Annotated in this window: 11 protein-coding genes, 1 pseudogene and 1 riboswitch; of the genes and pseudogenes, 9 read left to right on the top strand and 3 right to left on the bottom strand. The window is 74.0% G+C overall.

The features are described 5' to 3' along the window. The first annotated feature begins 70 nt into the window (after nucleotides 1-70). Nucleotides 71-1,384, top strand: coding sequence for a glycoside hydrolase family 18 protein (locus tag PV364_RS28265; RefSeq protein ID WP_319663192.1), 1,314 nt, complete (start codon nucleotides 71-73; stop codon nucleotides 1,382-1,384). A 71-nt stretch (nucleotides 1,385-1,455) separates the two neighbouring features. On the opposite strand, the gene PV364_RS28270 is transcribed toward PV364_RS28265, so the two are convergent. After that, complete coding sequence (locus tag PV364_RS28270) at nucleotides 1,456-2,115, bottom strand: CAP domain-containing protein (RefSeq protein ID WP_319663193.1); 660 nt, start codon at nucleotides 2,113-2,115, stop codon at nucleotides 1,456-1,458. Between the two features lie 448 nt (nucleotides 2,116-2,563). On the opposite strand from PV364_RS28270, the gene cobF reads away from it, so the two are divergent. From cobF to PV364_RS28300, 6 genes are all read left to right on the top strand, one after another. Further along, nucleotides 2,564-3,319 carry a precorrin-6A synthase (deacetylating) gene (gene cobF / locus PV364_RS28275; protein WP_319663194.1) on the top strand — a complete coding sequence of 252 codons (756 nt, stop codon included), beginning with the start codon at nucleotides 2,564-2,566 and terminating at the stop codon, nucleotides 3,317-3,319. A 537-nt stretch (nucleotides 3,320-3,856) separates the two neighbouring features. Further along, a riboswitch (cobalamin riboswitch) is annotated at nucleotides 3,857-3,942 on the top strand. A 122-nt stretch (nucleotides 3,943-4,064) separates the two neighbouring features. Beyond that, nucleotides 4,065-5,429: a prenyltransferase/squalene oxidase repeat-containing protein gene (locus tag PV364_RS28280; protein WP_319663195.1), complete on the top strand. Its 1,365-nt coding sequence runs from the start codon at nucleotides 4,065-4,067 to the stop codon at nucleotides 5,427-5,429. Beyond that, nucleotides 5,426-6,379, top strand: a complete 954-nt coding sequence (locus tag PV364_RS28285; RefSeq protein WP_319663196.1) for a hypothetical protein — start codon at nucleotides 5,426-5,428, stop codon at nucleotides 6,377-6,379. The genes PV364_RS28280 and PV364_RS28285 overlap by 4 nt, the downstream gene beginning before the upstream one ends. Next, nucleotides 6,379-7,560 (top strand): energy-coupling factor transporter transmembrane protein EcfT, encoded by a 1,182-nt coding sequence (locus PV364_RS28290; RefSeq protein ID WP_319663197.1) that lies wholly within the window; start codon nucleotides 6,379-6,381, stop codon nucleotides 7,558-7,560. The genes PV364_RS28285 and PV364_RS28290 overlap by 1 nt, the downstream gene beginning before the upstream one ends. Next, complete coding sequence (locus PV364_RS28295; protein ID WP_319663198.1) at nucleotides 7,557-9,191, top strand: ABC transporter ATP-binding protein; 1,635 nt, start codon at nucleotides 7,557-7,559, stop codon at nucleotides 9,189-9,191. The genes PV364_RS28290 and PV364_RS28295 overlap by 4 nt, the downstream gene beginning before the upstream one ends. Continuing rightward, nucleotides 9,188-10,096, top strand: coding sequence for an ECF transporter S component (locus PV364_RS28300; protein ID WP_319663199.1), 909 nt, complete (start codon nucleotides 9,188-9,190; stop codon nucleotides 10,094-10,096). The genes PV364_RS28295 and PV364_RS28300 overlap by 4 nt, the downstream gene beginning before the upstream one ends. Nucleotides 10,097-10,930: 834 nt before the next feature. Here PV364_RS28300 and PV364_RS28305 read toward each other — a convergent pair. Continuing rightward, the gene (locus tag PV364_RS28305) at nucleotides 10,931-12,319 is read right to left on the bottom strand and encodes an SMI1/KNR4 family protein (RefSeq protein ID WP_319663200.1); all 1,389 of its coding nucleotides are present in this window, start codon (nucleotides 12,317-12,319) and stop codon (nucleotides 10,931-10,933) included. A 251-nt stretch (nucleotides 12,320-12,570) separates the two neighbouring features. Next, nucleotides 12,571-13,198, bottom strand: a pseudogene (locus PV364_RS28310) (IS5/IS1182 family transposase). A gap of 291 nt (nucleotides 13,199-13,489) precedes the next feature. On the opposite strand from PV364_RS28310, the gene PV364_RS28315 reads away from it, so the two are divergent. Beyond that, on the top strand, nucleotides 13,490-14,026 hold the full coding sequence (locus tag PV364_RS28315; protein ID WP_319663201.1) for a hypothetical protein: 537 nt from the start codon (nucleotides 13,490-13,492) through the stop codon (nucleotides 14,024-14,026). An 81-nt stretch (nucleotides 14,027-14,107) separates the two neighbouring features. Next, the gene (locus PV364_RS28320; protein WP_319663202.1) at nucleotides 14,108-14,950 is read left to right on the top strand and encodes a DUF4097 family beta strand repeat-containing protein; all 843 of its coding nucleotides are present in this window, start codon (nucleotides 14,108-14,110) and stop codon (nucleotides 14,948-14,950) included. Nucleotides 14,951-14,981 lie beyond the last annotated feature (31 nt).

The raw sequence follows: 14,981 nt of genomic DNA on the forward strand, positions 1-14,981 counted from the left end.
TGGTCTAGTCCTCCTAGGGTGGCCCCGCACTCTCGCGCGCCTCCACCCGTTTCCGACCCGAGGTAACCGCATGCCCAGACAGCAGGGATCACGCGTCCGCAGAACCCTCGTCGGCCTCGTCGCCGCAGGCACCGCGCTGCTCACGGCGGGCCTGGTCACCGGCCCCGCCGCGGCCCAGCCCGCGACCGCTGCCGTGGACTCCCACGGATCCGCGCACGCGCAGGGACACGGCCAGGGCCAGGGGCACGGCCGGCACGACTCCCACGACCGGTCCAAGGTCGTCGGGTACTTCATCGACTGGGGCGTCTACGCCCGCAATTACCACGTCAAGGACGTCGCCACCTCCGGCTCCGCGGCCCGGCTGACGCACATCAACTACGCCTTCGGCAACGTGACGGACGGCAAGTGCGCCGTCGGCGACTCCTGGGCCGACTACGAGCAGCCGTACGACGCCGCGAGCAGCGTGGACGGCGTCGCCGACAGCACCGAGGACGGCACGCTGCACGGAAACTTCGGCCAGCTGCGCAAGCTGAAGAAGCAGTACCCGCATCTCAAGATCCTCTGGTCCTTCGGCGGTTTCAGCTGGTCCGGCGGATTCGGCCAGGCCGCCGCCGACCCCGAGGCCTTCGCCGACTCCTGCTACAAGCTCGTCGAGGACCCGCGCTGGGCCGACGTCTTCGACGGCATCGACATCGACTGGGAGTACCCGGGCGCCTGCGGCCTGACCTGCGACACCAGCGCCCGCACGGTGTACCCGGACCTGATGCGCGCACTCCGCGACCGCTTCGGGCGCAAGAACCTGATCACCGCCGCCGTCACCGCGGACGCCTCGCCGGGCGGCAAGCTGGAGGCGGCCGACTACGGGCGCGCCGCGACGTACGTCGACTGGTACAACCCGATGACCTACGACTACTTCGGCACGTGGTCGGCCACCGGGCCGACCGCCCCGCACTCCCCGCTCACCGCGTACCGCGGCATCCCGGAGCGGACCTTCAACGCCACGGCGACCGTGCAGAAGCTGCGCAGGCTCGGCGTCCCCGCCCACAAGCTGTTGCTCGGGGTCGGCTTCTACGGCCGCGGCTGGACCGGGGTGACGCAGTCGGCGCCCGGTGGCAGCGCGACCGGCCCGGCCCCCGGCACCTGGGAGGCGGGCAGCGAGGACTACAAGGTGCTCAAGACCCGCTGCCCGGCCACCGGGATCGTCGCGGGCACCGCGTACGCACGCTGCGGCGACGAGTGGTGGAGCTACGACACCCCGCGCACCCTGCGGGACAAGGCGGCCTGGGCCAAGGACCAGGGGCTCGGCGGCGCCTTCTTCTGGGAGCTGAGCGGGGACACCCCCGACGGTGAGCTGATCACCGCGCTGGGCCGCGGGCTGCGCTGACCGGCACCCGGTACGCCGTGCGGACGCCGAGGGGCCCGATCGCGATGCGACCGGGCCCCTCGGGCGTCACCTCAGCGCGTGGCGCCGAAGTCCTGGGTCCAGTAGCTGCCCGGCTGTGCCAGGCCGACTCCTATTTCCTTGAAGGAGCAGTCCAGTATGTTCCGCTTGTGACCGGGGCTGTTCATCCAGCCCTGCATCACGGCCGAGGGGGAGGAGTAGCCGAACGCCACGTTCTCGCCGAAGGACCGCCAGTTGTAGCCGGCGGCGCTGATCCGGTCCGAGGGGGAGGAGCCGTCCGAGCCGGTGTGCGACATGGTGCCCGTCTCGGCCATGTCGGCGCTGTGCTCCTGGGCGGCGTCGGTCAGCTTGCCGTTGAGCTTGAGCGGGGAGCAGCCGGCCTTGGAGCGCTCCTGGTTCACCAGCTTCACGAGCGTGGTGACGTTCCCGGTCACGGGGGCCCCGGACGGCGCCGTGCCGGGTGCCTGCGCGGGGGCGGAGGCCGGGGGCGCGGGTGCCTCGGGGACGGAGGAGGGCGCGCCGGCCCAGGTGCCGTGCGACCACTGACCGTGCCAGGGCGTGTTGTTCCAGTGCCCATGGGACCATGCGCCGTGCCGGGCGTCCCGCGGACTGTCGATGGATGCCATGGCGACCGAGGGCACCCCCACGGCGGCGACGGCGAGAGCGGCGACGACGATCTTGCGATGGCGTGTCTTCCGGCGGTGGTTCGTCATTGCGTGACCTCACTCGGTGGTTCGGCGTCCGTGTTCACATCCCGCCTGAGCTGCTGTGACGCCGTGCGGGCTCGGCCATTGTGCGGACCGTCCCGAGAGCGGGGCAATGGAAGATCGTTACTACGCCGACTCGTAGCGAAGACGATCCTTGCGCCGCGAAGCGGGGCATGCGTGTGCCCGTTCGGCGCCTTGTTGTGAAAATCTGACGTTCCTTCAGGATGCCGTCCGGGCCCGGCGGACGGCCGGAAGCGACACGCGGATCGCGTGCGGTCCGCCCCGATGTATGCGAAATGTCCGTTCCGGCGGGGATGGATCGCATATGCCGTCCGGCCGCCGTCTACTATGCGCTGCCGTAACCGCCCGGCCCGGGGTGACGGACTTCACAGAGCGGCAGGGAACAGGCCGCTCGGCCGCGCGTACCAGCGCCAACACGCGGCACAATCGCCGCATGCGACACATACGCGTGATCGGCATCGGCGCCGGCGACCCCGACCACCTCACCCTCCAGGCAGTCAAGGCGATCGCCCGGACCGACGTCTTCCTCGTCCTGGGCAAGACCGGCGAACGCCAGGAACTCGTCCGGCTGCGCCACCGCATGCTGGAGGAGCACGGGCGCCCCGGTCATCGCGTCGTGGAGGTCCCCGACGCCGAACGGGACCGCACCGCACCCGGCTACCCGGCGGCCGTCGAGGACTGGCGCCGCCGCCGCGCCGACGTGATCGAGCGTCTCCTCGCGGAGCAGGTCGGCCCGGAGGAGACCGCGGCCTTCCTCGTATGGGGCGACCCCAGCCTCTACGACAGCGTCATCGCCGTGCTCGACGACGTCCGCGCCCGCGCCGACGCCACCGCCTTCACCTACGACGTGATCCCCGGCATCAGCAGCGTCTCCGCGCTGGCCGCCCGGCACCGCACGACCCTCACGCGCGTCGGCCGGCCGGTGCAGATCACCACCGGCCGCCGGCTCGCCGAGGGCGGCCTGCCCGAGGGCGTCGACGACGTCGTCGTCATGCTCGACGGCGACGCGGCCTTCGCGGGGATCGACCCCGAGGGTGTCGAGATCCACTACGGCGCCTACCTCGGCACGGACGACGAGATCCTTGTCTCCGGTCCCCTCGTGGAGACCGCCGAGCACATCCGCGCGCTGCGGGCCGACGCCCGTGCCCGCAAGGGCTGGATCATGGACACGTACCTGCTGCGCCGCTGACCGGCCCCGGGCGGCGGTGCTCCGCGGATGCCGCCGCGAGGAACGGGTGGCCGCCACTGCGTCGACCCCGGCGAGCAGGACGGGGACGGCGTGCTCCACCTCGCCGCCGGTGGCCCGGACGCCGGCCGGCAGGTTCCCCGTACGTCCTGCAGGGCCCGATCGTCGTGAAGGCCGGGCGTGTTGAGGGCGGGCCTGCGGGCGGTGCCCGGTCGGCCGGGAGCGTCGGACGGGGGCGGTCGGGACGCCGAGTGCGCGGGGGCACGACCTCGCATGGACGCGCCGGCCGGGTGCGCTCGTCCGCGCGGGCCGGAGGGCGAGCCCCGCCCGCCACGCCGCGGCCAGGCACTCTCCGGGCCGGCCCGCCCTGGGTGCCGGTGCATCGGGCCCAACGCCGTCGAGGCGCTGGTGAGTTCATCGTGCAAAGGCGACGCCAACGGGCGTTGCCGCAGGTGACGGGCGCGTGGGTGTTGTCACACTCGACGGTGCCACCTTGAAGTGGCGCGGTCCCGGGACATAGCCTTCCCTCCGCCTCTGGTGGGGGAAGCCGGTCGAATTCCGGCGCTGGCCCGCAACGGTGGGCCGCGCGGCATCCGTGATGCCGTCCGCGGCGAGCCCGATGACCCATCGGCGGCACTGGTTCTCATCCGTCGCGGTCACGGGGCGAGGCCCACGGGCACGGCCGCCCGCGTTCCTCGCGGCCGTTCTCCCGGGGTGCGTCCCGAGGTCCACCGTTCAGGAGGCTTCGTTGCGCATATCCGGCCGCACGGTCGCTCCCGCGCTCATCACCGCCACCCTTCTCGCCCTGCAGGCGACCTCCGCCGCGGCCGCTCCCGCCGTGCCGTCGGACGCCGCTGCCGCGGCCGGGTGGGCGGGCCGCCAGTTGAAGGACGGCGACCACGTCGAGGGCGACTTCGGTGCCGACCCCGGTCTCACGGCCGACGTCGTACTGGCCCTGTCGGCCACGCACACGGGCAGGGGCGAGACGACCGCCGCGACCGACTGGCTGGCCGCGCACGCGGAGTCGTACCTCACCGGTGACACGCCGGGCGACATCTACGCGGGGTCGCTGGCGAAGCTCGCGCTGGTGGCCGAGGCGGGGCACCGCGACCCGGGCGCGTTCGCCGGTCGCGACCTGATCGCGCAGCTCAACTCCCGTATGCAGCCCAGCGGCCGTTTCACCGACCGGGCCACCTTCGGCGGCACCGAGGTCAACGACTACTCCAACACGCTGACGCAGTCGCTGGCCCTGATCGCGCTGGAGCGCGACGGCGGCGCGGTGCCGGGCGCGGCCGTGGACTTCCTCCTGGCCGGCCAGTGCGCCGACGGCGGCTTCCCGGTCTTCTTCCCGGAGACCCCCGCGGAGTGCGACGCCGACGCGGACGGCACCGGCATGGTCGTGCAGGCCCTGCTCGCCGTCGGCAATGAGGACGCGGCCGCGGGCAAGGCGCTGGACTGGCTGGAGAAGAAGCAGGGCAAGGACGGCGGCTTCGCCGGCACGGGTCCGACCGCGGTGGTGAACGCCAACTCGACGGCCCTGGCCACCCAGGCCCTGCGGGCCGGAGGACGCGGTGCGGCCGCCGACAAGGGTGCGGACTGGCTGCGTGGGCGTCAGGTCGGCTGCGAGGGCGCGGCCAAGGACCGCGGCGCGGTGGGCTACCAGGAGGCCAAGGCCGACGGCAATGCGCTGCGTGCGACCGTGCAGGCGGTGACCGCCCTGTCCGGGATCTCGTACGCGACCGTGGACGGCACCGGCGCGACGGAAGGACTGGCCGCTGTGGAGTGCTCGTCGCCGAGCCCCACGGCCAGTGACTCGGCCGGCGCCTCGCCCACCCCGACCGGTGAGCCCACCGAACCCGGCGGCTCGGCGACCCCCACCGACTCCCCGGTCCCCTCCGCCACCGTCACGCCCACGCCGAGCGCGACGACGCCGGCCCCGGCCGGATCGACGTCTCCGGGCGGCACGGGCGGTTCCGGCGGCACCGGCGGCGCGCTGGCCAGCACCGGCACGTCCGCGCTGCCGCTGGCGGTGAGTTCCGCGGCGCTGATCGCGGTGGGTGCCGCGGCCGTGGTCGCCGTCCGGCGCCGCCGCTCCCCGGGAACCGGGGCGTGATCCGGCAGGGCTCGGCAGCGCTGGCGGCCTGCGCCGCCGCGGCCGCGACGCTGCTGTGGCCCGCCGCCGCCCCGGCCGGAGCGGCAGGGGGCTGCTCCGGTGTGCTGGTCGTGGTGGAGGACCGCGGTGTCCCGGACGCCCCGTACCCGAGCAGGACCGGGTGCGCACCGTCGCCGCAGAGCGGTATCCAGGCGCTGCAGCAGGCGGGTTTCTCGGTCCGGCTAGGCTCCGGCCCCTACGGCGGCGGCTTCGTCTGCGCGCTGGACGGTGCCCCCGGCACGGGGTGCGGGGCGGTGGACAAGGACACGTACTGGTCGTACTGGTACATGCTCCCCGGCACCAGCACCTGGGTGTACGGCGCGGCCGGACCGGCCGGCCGCACTCCGGCGAAGGGCGGCATCGACGCGTGGGTGTGGCAGGACTCCGGCGCCAACGAGCCGCCGTCGCCGCGCAGCGCGGTCGCGCCGACGCCGACCCCGACGCCCCGGCCGACGCGGACCACCGCGAAGCCCGGCGGGGGAGCATCCGGCGGCAGCGGATCCGACAACCCATCAGGAAGCGGTGGCGGTACGAGCGGCCCGGGCACGGGTGGATCCGGCACCAGGGGCGCCGCCTCGCACCCGGCGGCGCACCCGAGGGCGAGCGCGAGCGCGACCGGCAAGGGCGCCGCGAACCACCCCACGGCGACCGCGGGGACCGAGGCCTCCACGAGTCCGGACCCGATCCCGGACCCGAGCCCGTCGCCGGGCTCCCGCACCGAGGCGTCCGGTACGACGGGCAGCCCGGGCGCGCCCGTGAGCGGTGTGCGGTCGGCCGGCGCGCGCTCCGGCGGACAGGGCTGGAACGGCTGGCCGCTGCTGGCCGGCACCGTCGGGGTCGCGGCCCTGGCCGGCGCCGCCGTCCTCCGGGCCCGCAGGCGCGACCGCCGGCCCACCGAGGAGGCGGGCTGATGCCGCGCCCCGGCGCGCGGCTGCTGCTGCCCCGCCAACTCCACCCGTTCGCCTGGTGGGTGTGGGCTCTCGGGCTCGCCACCGCGGCGAGCCGCACCACCAACATCCTGCTGCTGGCGCTGATCGGCGCAGCGGCGGGCTACGTGGTGGCCGCCCGCCGCACCCGCGCGCCCTGGGCGGCCGCCTACGGCGTCTTCCTGAAACTGGCCGTCGCGGTGGTGGTACTGCGCCTGGTGCTCCAGTCCCTGCTGGTCGGCTACGGCGGCACGACCGTGCTGCTCGACCTGCCCGCGATCCCGCTGCCGTCGTGGATGTCCGGGGTCAGGCTCGGCGGCCCGGTGACCGCGGAAGCGGCGTACTCGGCACTGTGCGACGGCGTACGCCTGGGCGTCATGCTGCTGTGCTTCGGCGCCGCCAACGCGCTGGCCAGTCCCGCCCGGCTGCTGCGGGCGCTGCCGCGCGCACTGCACGAACTCGGCGTCGCCGTCACCGTGTCGCTCAGCGCGGCGCCGCAACTCGTCGCCGCGGTCGGCCGGGTCCGCCGTGCCCGGCGGCTGCGGGCGCTGCCGGTCCGCGGACTGCGCGGCACGCTCTCCATCGCCGCCCCCGTGCTCGAAGAGGCCCTGGACCGCGCCCTCGCCACCGCCGCCGCCCTCGACGCGCGCGGGTACGGGCGGCGCGACGCCGTACCGGCCGGGCGGCGCGCCGCCGTGCACACGCTGCTGCTCGGCGGCCTCGCCTCGGTCGTCGTCGGTGTCTACGGCCTCCTGGACTCCTCGACCACCGTTCCCGCCGGCCCGCTCGGCGCGGTGACCACGGGCCACGCCGGTCCGGTGCTGCTGGCGATCGGGCTGCTCGGCTGCGTCGCCGGAACGCGCCTGGGCGGCGCCTCCGTCCGGCGCACCCGCTACCGCCCCGACCCGTGGGCACTGCCCGAATGGGTCACCGCGGCGAGCGGCGCCCTCGCCGCGCTCTGCTTCTTGCTCACCTCACCGGCCGCCGCGCTCGCCCCCGACCCCTGGTCCCTGCAGCCGCCGGGCCTGCCGCTGCTCGCCGCGGCCGGGGTGCTCTGCGCGCTGCTGCCGGCCCACCTCACGCCGCCGCCGCCGGGCGACCACGACCGCACCCCCGTCTCCGCCGGACCGGGGCGGCCCACCGACCAGCCGAGGAAACATCCGTGAACGCCGTCCACTGGGAGCAGGTCTCCTTCCGCTATCCGCGCGCGAGCGCGCCGGTGCTCGCCGGGGTCGACCTCGCCGTGCCCGACGGGGAACTCGTGCTGGTCGTGGGCGCCACGGGCAGCGGCAAGTCCACGCTCCTGCGCACCGTCAACGGGGCCGTCCCGCACGCGACGGGCGGCACCCTGTACGGCACGGTGACCACCGCCGGCCGGGACACGGCCGTACACGCCCCGCGCGACCTCGCCGACGCCGTCGGCGTCGTGCCGCAACGTCCGGCGGACGCCTTCGTGGCCGACACCGTCGAGGAGGAGATCGCCTACGGGCTGGAGTGCCTGGCGCTGCGGCCCGAGGCGATGCGCCGCCGGGTGGAGGAGACCCTCGACCTGCTGGGGCTGGCCGACCTGCGGTCCCGGTCCCTGCAGGCGCTCTCGGCCGGGCAGCAGCAACGGGTGGCGCTGGCCGCGGCGTTCGCGGCGCAGCCCGGCCTGCTGGTGCTGGACGAGCCGACCAGCGCCCTCGACCCGCCGGCCGCCGAGGAGGTGCTCGCCGCCCTGACCCGGCTCGTGCACGACCTCGGCACGACGGTGCTGCTCGCCGAGCACCGGCTGGAACGGGTGGCGCAGTACGCGGACGCCGCCCTGCTGGTGCCCGGCGGCGGCGAACCGGTGCGCTACGGAGCGACGGCCGACATCCTGGCCGACGCGCCGGTGGCCCCACCGGTCGTGGAACTGTCCCGGCTGCTGGGCTGGAGCCCCGTCGCGCTCAGCGTGCGCGACGCACGCCGCAAGGCCGCCGGTCACCGGCTGCTCGCCGCGGCGCCGGTGCCGCGCGAGACACCGCCGCAGGGCGAGCCGGTCGCCTCGCTGCGCGGGCTCGTGGCGCACCACGGACCGGTGCCCGCGCTGCGCGGGGTCGACCTCACGCTGCACGAGGGCCGGGTCACCGCGCTCATGGGCCGCAACGGCGCCGGCAAGTCGACCCTCCTGTCCTGCCTGGCAGGACTGCACCGGCCCACCGCCGGCGAGGTGCGCGTGGCCGGGGAGAACCCCCTCAAGCTGAAGCGCCGCCAGGTCGCCGCGGCCGTCGGCATGGTGCCCTCGGACCCCGGCGACCTGCTGCTCGCCGACCGGGTCGACCGCGAGTGCGCGGGCGCCGACCGCGAGGCGGGGGCGCTGCCCGGCACCACGGCCGCGCTGCTGGAACGGCTGGTCCCGGGCATCGACCCGCGGGCCCACCCGCGCACCCTCTCCAGCGGCCAGCGCCTCGCGCTCGCACTGGCGGTACTCCTCGCCCGCCGCCCCAGGCTGCTGCTGCTGGACGAGCCGACCCGCGGCCTGGACTACCCGGCCAAGGCCCGCGCCACCACGATCCTGCGGCAACTGGCCGCCGAGGGGCACGCGGTGCTGCTGGTCACCCACGACGTGGAGCTCGCCGCCGCGGCCGCCGACCGCGTCGCGGTGCTCGCCGACGGCGAGATCGTCGCCGACGAGGACGCCGTCGCCGCGCTGGCCGCGTCACCCGCCTTCGCACCGCAGACCGCCAAGGTCCTCGCGCCGGCGCCGCTGCTCACCGTCGACGAGGCCCGCGCCGCTCTGCAGGTACTCAGCACGTCGCAGGAGGCCCCGGCATGACCGGCGTACGGATGCCCGCCGACGGCGAGCACGTCCTTCACCTGGCCGCCCGCACCCCGGGCCTGCCGCGCATCGGACCGCGCTCCGCGGTCGCCCTGGTCCTGGTCTCGCTCGTGGGGCTCGCCGGCTTCGGCTGGCCCTTCCTCGCCGACGCCTCCTCCCCGGTCGCCCACGGCCAGGACGCCCCCTGGCTGTTCGCCGCGCTCACCCTGCTGGTCCTCGGTGTGCTCCTCAGCGCGCTCCTGGACGGGACCGCCGACGCGAAGGCCGTGGCGCTGCTGGGTGTGCTGTCCGCCGTGGGTGCCGCACTGCGCCCGCTCGGCGCGGGCACCGCGGGCCTGGAGCCGATGTTCGTCGTCTTCCTGCTGGGCGGACGGGTGATGGGACCGGCCTTCGGCTTCGCCCTCGGCAGTACGGCCATGTTCGCCTCGGCCCTGCTCACCGCGGGCATCGGGCCCTGGCTGCCGTTCCAGATGCTCGCCGCCTCCTGGGTGGGACTGGGCGCGGGGCTGCTGCCGCGCAAGGTCGGCGGCCGCTGGGAGATCGCTCTGCTGGTCGGGTACGCGCTGGTCGGGGGAGTGTTCTACGGCGTCGTGATGAACCTGTGGTTCTGGCCGGCCGGCCTGGTCGACCAGGCCGCCGCGACCGCGTACCACCCGCACGCCGGCGCGGCGGCCAACCTGCGTCACTACCTGACCTTCTACCTCACCACCTCGCTCGGCTGGGACGTTCCGCGTGGCGTCCTCAACGCCCTGTTGGTGCTCCTGGCGGGGCCCCGGCTGCTGACCGCGCTGCGCTCCGCGACGGACCGCGCCGCCTTCGGCGCGCCGATCCGCGTGCTGCGGCCCCGGGAGGACGGGAGCCCCGCCGCCCGGACGGGCAGCGGGGCTCCGGAGCACACCTGACGCATCGTCCGCGCCGCATGTCCACGGCGCTGGGGTCGGTGCGGTGTCGGGTCTGCACCCACGCATCGCCATCGCCGGGGGAGGGCGCCGACGGGCGGTACGGGTCGAGGCGGGCGCCCGGCAGGCCCGGTCGGTTGCGGCGGCCGTCACTGCCGCGCAGCCGCACGCGGAAGGACTTCTCCGCGCGACCCGGCGGACGCCCGGGGTGCACGTCCCCTCGCACCGTCGGCGTCCGAGGTGTGCATGACGCGGGTGTCCGGCCGCCCGGGGTCGCGCCGAGGCAGGGGCGGTCGTGCTCGCGGTGCACGCGCACGCGCCCGGCCTGCTGGCCCTTCACCGCCTGGCAGTAGGCGTGCTGGGTGAGGCCCGTGGTGTGCGGCTGAACCGGCCGGGCGGGAAGCCGCCGCCGGGCGGTCCGCCCGCGCAGGCAGCGGAAGGGGTGCGGTACTCCTGGAATCCTGGGGCGTGGCGCACGCTGGGGCGCTTGAACGAGGCTGCGTGGGACGCGGGATGAAGTCGCACGCCCCGCGGGTGAGGCGGTGGCCCGCACCGCGCAGCGTTTGTCCGAGTAGGCGGTCGCTAAAAGGTGTCCCGTGAATGTTCGACGGCAACTGGTAGGTGCCGGCAGAGGCAAGCAAACCCGTTCGCGGCCGCGTGACGCGGTAACCGTCGTGGAAGCGAAGAGCGGATGAATGCCGCGCGCGGACGGATCTCGACGGTTTGCCAGGGCTACGCCTGGCCGGCGCGCGGGAAGCGAGAGAACGGGGGCTGCCGCGCATGAACCACTGGCCCGTGCATGGCTGGCGCCGTCCCCCACCGCCCGGTCATCATGGGCTACGACACGGGGCCGAGGCTGCCCTCCAGGGTGGTGCGGGTGATCAAGGGGCGATCCCAACGGGCAAGGATCTCGTTGGCGAGGTCCACGACCGGCAGCGGGTCGACGTCGTTGCGCACCTCGATGCTCGCGGCCAGCAGGCTGCGAGGGACCATGTCGGCGTCCAGGAGCACACGCCAGTCCTGCGGGCTGAGCGTCAGGAACTCCAGGCCGGTGAGCCGGGAGGTCTCCAACGGGTCGGCGAGCGTCCCGGGGTAGGCCAGAAGGGTCCGCAGGCGCGGTAGGTCCACGACGGGCTCCAGGCTGAGCGGTTCGCCCTCCCACACACCGATGCTCAGGACCTCGAGTGCGGGGTGCGCGGCGGCCTCGACGCTCTTCAGGCTGCGGATGTTGACCCGGGCCGCGGCTGGCGGTTGCTCCGTCCGCGGGGCGCTGCGGCGCTGTGCGGGCAGGCGGAGCATCAGTTCGGTGAGGGAGTCGGCGACCAGGCCCGCGCCGACGTCCACCTCGTGGCTGAGCACGATGATGTGCCCCGTGTGCCCGGCTGGACCCGGCGTCAGGTCGACCGCGAGCCGGTCGCCGTCGCTGTCACCGAAGACGATCCAGCCCGGCGATCCGACCAGCCCCTGCACCGCGGCGCCGGGCGGCGTACCGACCGTCGCCATCGCCGCGAGCCGCCATGGGGAGTGCCGGGAGGGCGCGTCGGCAATGTACAGCTCGTCCAGGGGGAACAGTTCGTAGGTCACCGTCTTCATGAGGTGCCACATCGCCTCGTCGTTGGTCAGGTCGTCCCACCGGGCTCGCGTCACCCGGTAGAGCGCCTTGATCTCGTCGGGCAGCGGTATCCCCAGGCGCGCCTCCGCCGCGGAGATCTCTTCCTCGGTCGCGCCGATGGCGTCGGGGAGTCGTTCGCGCAGGAAGGTCTCCAGTGCTGTCGCATCCGCCGCCGGCGAGGACTTCGCGTCGGGCACCGGTTCGGGCAGTCGGCGCCAGGGCTCGGGTACAGCGCCTTCGACCAGTACGAGCGCGCCCGGGAGCGGCCCGGTGACCTCGGCTTCCACGGCGGGCCCGAAGTCGAGCAAGTGCAGCACGGCCGGGCCGTCCGGGGACATCCGGGCCACGAAGGAGGCGCCGTCGGCGTTGGCCTCCTTCAGCGCTTCCCGCACCTGCTGCACGGCGTCGAACTCGAACGGTCGTCGGTCCGGCCCGCCGGACGCCTGCCCGTGTACCGTGAAACTCGTTCCCCCTGGCATCTGCACGCTGTACGCGTGGGTGGTGATCCGTCCGGCGACGTGACCGTCCAGAGCGCCGCCCGGCGTCGCGGTGTGAGCGGATCGCAGGATGTGCAGCAGTGGTTCCCAGGTCGTGAACTCATGGAGCGTGGTCAACACGTGCCTCCGATCGGCGCCGTCAACGTGGCGAGGTGATTGTCACGGGAGGTACCGACAGCCTCCGTCGCCGGCGTCAGTCAGCCCTGCCGACCGTTTGCCTTGAACGGCGACGAACCTGCGGAAGCCGCCGACCACGGCCCGCTGGAGCCGATCCGGATCCCCGGCGTCTGCCGATGCACCACTGCTGGAGTCGTCCGGGGCCGCGGTCGAAGTGCTGGCCCTTCGCGACGTCGAGAGGTGCGTGGCGGTCATGGTCGGCGGTTCGTGCGTTCGTCCCGGCGGTGAGTCGGCCATGCCCGCCGGGTCGGACTGCGCACGGTGATGAGCGTGTCGGCGAGGTCGAAGAATGCGTCGACGACGGTGGCGCGCCGCTCGCAACAGCGGGCGAGCCGGCAGAAGGCGTTCTGCCAGGCGTGGGCGCCCTCCACGTGCCACCTCTGACGGGCCTGGATGGGCGCCCTGTCGCCGTTGTGCGCGATGCGGCCGTGGAGGCCGCGTTCATTGCGCAGCGCGCGGGCCTTGTCCGAGTCGTGGCCGGCGTCCAGGTACACGTGGAGCCGTCCTCGGCGATGTGGTCGAGGATCATCGGCCGTAGGAGCCGAGCGCGATCTGCTCCGGCCGGGCGAAGACGCGCAACCGTATCTACTTGTCGCGGCGGTTGCGGATCGTGGTGTCCGAGCAGGTCGTGTCGGCGATCGCCTCGTAAGAACAGTCGAATTGCGGCAGTTGCAGCATCTTGTCGAAGATGATCCGGTCGCTGATGCGTCTGCGGTGGCAGCCATGCGGGTGGCCCGGGTGGTACTCCGGCCGCTCGGGAAGCAGGACCGTGCATTGGTCCCAGAGCGGTTCGGTCGGCCGTGATGGAAGCGCGGGCACAGGTCTCCCCTGTGATCACAGGGCGTCCCAACTCCATGATCACCAGGCCCTCCCGTCCTGTTGCCGGTGTCCCCAACCGCGTCTGTTCACGCGACCTCTAAGTCGCGCCGGAGTGGCGCCACTATGGCGCCATGAGGTGTGCCAATGCGGCTGGGACGCCATGTGGTGCCGCGATGACACACCTCCATTTCGGTGTGTTGCGCCAGGTCAGCGCGGCATTTCCAGACGCCTCCCCTGTCCGTGTCCCGTAAGGCCTTGCACGTGGCGCCATCGTGGTGCCATGATGGCGTCATGGACCTCACGCCGTATGTCGACAACCTCCGCCGCGAACTCGCGGTGGCCGCCGAAGCCGGCGGTGAAGAAGCGCGCGAGCTGGCCGAGCGGCTCACGGCTCCCCTGGAGTCGGCGACCCGCCTGACCATGCTCAATGTGCTCTCCGCCGCGATGGACGAGATCACTCGCGAACTCGCCCCGGGTTCGGTCGACCTACGGCTGCGCGGGCTCGACCCGGACTTCGTGGTGACGCCACCGCCGCGCGACGAGGCCTACGAGGACAAGAGCGCCCCCGAGCCGCTCATGTCACCGGCGCCGGCGCCGGCGCCGGCACCGGCACCGGGTGACGGCGACGAGGGCGGCACCGCCCGCGTCAATCTGCGGTTGCCGGCGCATCTCAAGGTGCGTGCCGAGGAGGCCGCGAACCGCGAGGGCCTGTCGGTCAACGCATGGCTGGTGCGCGCCGTGTCGGCCGCGGTCGACGGCGGCACGCGGCCGCGTCCGGCGGAGAAGGCCCGCACCGTCGGACAGAGCTTCACGGGCTGGGTGCGCTAGCCGCGCCCTGCCCGCCGCACTTCACCCACACCACGTCCCACCAGCAGGGACGCCACGAAGACCCAGGAGGACGGGACAGCCATGCCTACTTTCGACACCCCCGCACCGATCTCGGCGATCGCCCGCGTGGACGCCGGATCCATCCGCTTCACGGCGGGCGACCGCCTCGACACCGTCGTCGAGGTGCTGCCGCGCGACCCCAAGCGGGACAAGGACGTGCGGGCCGCCGAGCAGGCCGAGGTCACCTACGCCAACGGCGTCCTGACCGTCAGGACGAAGCAGCGCTACCTCGTCGGGCCCTCCGGCCTCGTGGACGTGACGGTGGACCTGCCCATCGGCTCGCGCGTCGACATCACGGGCTCCTGGACCCAGGTGCTCGGCGAGGGCCGGCTCGGTGAGGTCCGGGTGAAGAACTCGTCCGGTGACGTCCGTTTCGACATCACCGGACCGCTCGAACTGACCGCCTCCCACGGCTCGATCACCGTCGACCGGATCGAGGGCGCCGCCGAGATCGCCACCAGCTTCGGCAGCCTGCGCATCGGCACCGTCGACGGTCCCGCGGTCCTGAAGAACTCGCACGGCACCACGACTGTCGAGGCCGCGATCGGCGACCTGCGGGTGCGCGGCGCCCACGGCAACGTCGACATCGCGCGGGCCGAGGGCTCCGTGACCGCCACTGTCGCCCACGGCACGCTGCGTGTCGCCGAAGTCGCCCGCGGCACCGTCTCGCTGGAGAACTCCTACGGGGCCATCGATGTCGGCGTCCGCGAGGGCACCGCCGCCTGGCTCGACGTCAGTTCCGAGCGGGGGCAGGTGCGCAACACCCTCGCCGGCGCCGAACCCCCGGCCGAGGCGGAGGAGACCGTCGAGGTCCACGCCAGGTCCCGCTGGGGCAACATCGACGTACGCCGCGCCCGGGTCTGAGCACCCGGTCCGCCTGTTCGCCCACTCCCCA

This window comes from Streptomyces sp. MI02-7b (assembly GCF_033793585.1).
GTDB lineage: Bacteria > Actinomycetota > Actinomycetes > Streptomycetales > Streptomycetaceae > Actinacidiphila.

Coding starts and splice junctions, on each gene's coding strand:
- PV364_RS28265 (WP_319663192.1), top strand. CDS start 71: ATGCCCAGACAGCAGGGATCACGCGTCCGCAGAACCCTCGTCGGCCTC.
- PV364_RS28270 (WP_319663193.1), bottom strand. CDS start 2,115: ATGACGAACCACCGCCGGAAGACACGCCATCGCAAGATCGTCGTCGCC.
- cobF (WP_319663194.1), top strand. CDS start 2,564: ATGCGACACATACGCGTGATCGGCATCGGCGCCGGCGACCCCGACCAC.
- PV364_RS28290 (WP_319663197.1), top strand. CDS start 6,379: ATGCCGCGCCCCGGCGCGCGGCTGCTGCTGCCCCGCCAACTCCACCCG.
- PV364_RS28300 (WP_319663199.1), top strand. CDS start 9,188: ATGACCGGCGTACGGATGCCCGCCGACGGCGAGCACGTCCTTCACCTG.
- PV364_RS28315 (WP_319663201.1), top strand. CDS start 13,490: ATGGACCTCACGCCGTATGTCGACAACCTCCGCCGCGAACTCGCGGTG.
- PV364_RS28320 (WP_319663202.1), top strand. CDS start 14,108: ATGCCTACTTTCGACACCCCCGCACCGATCTCGGCGATCGCCCGCGTG.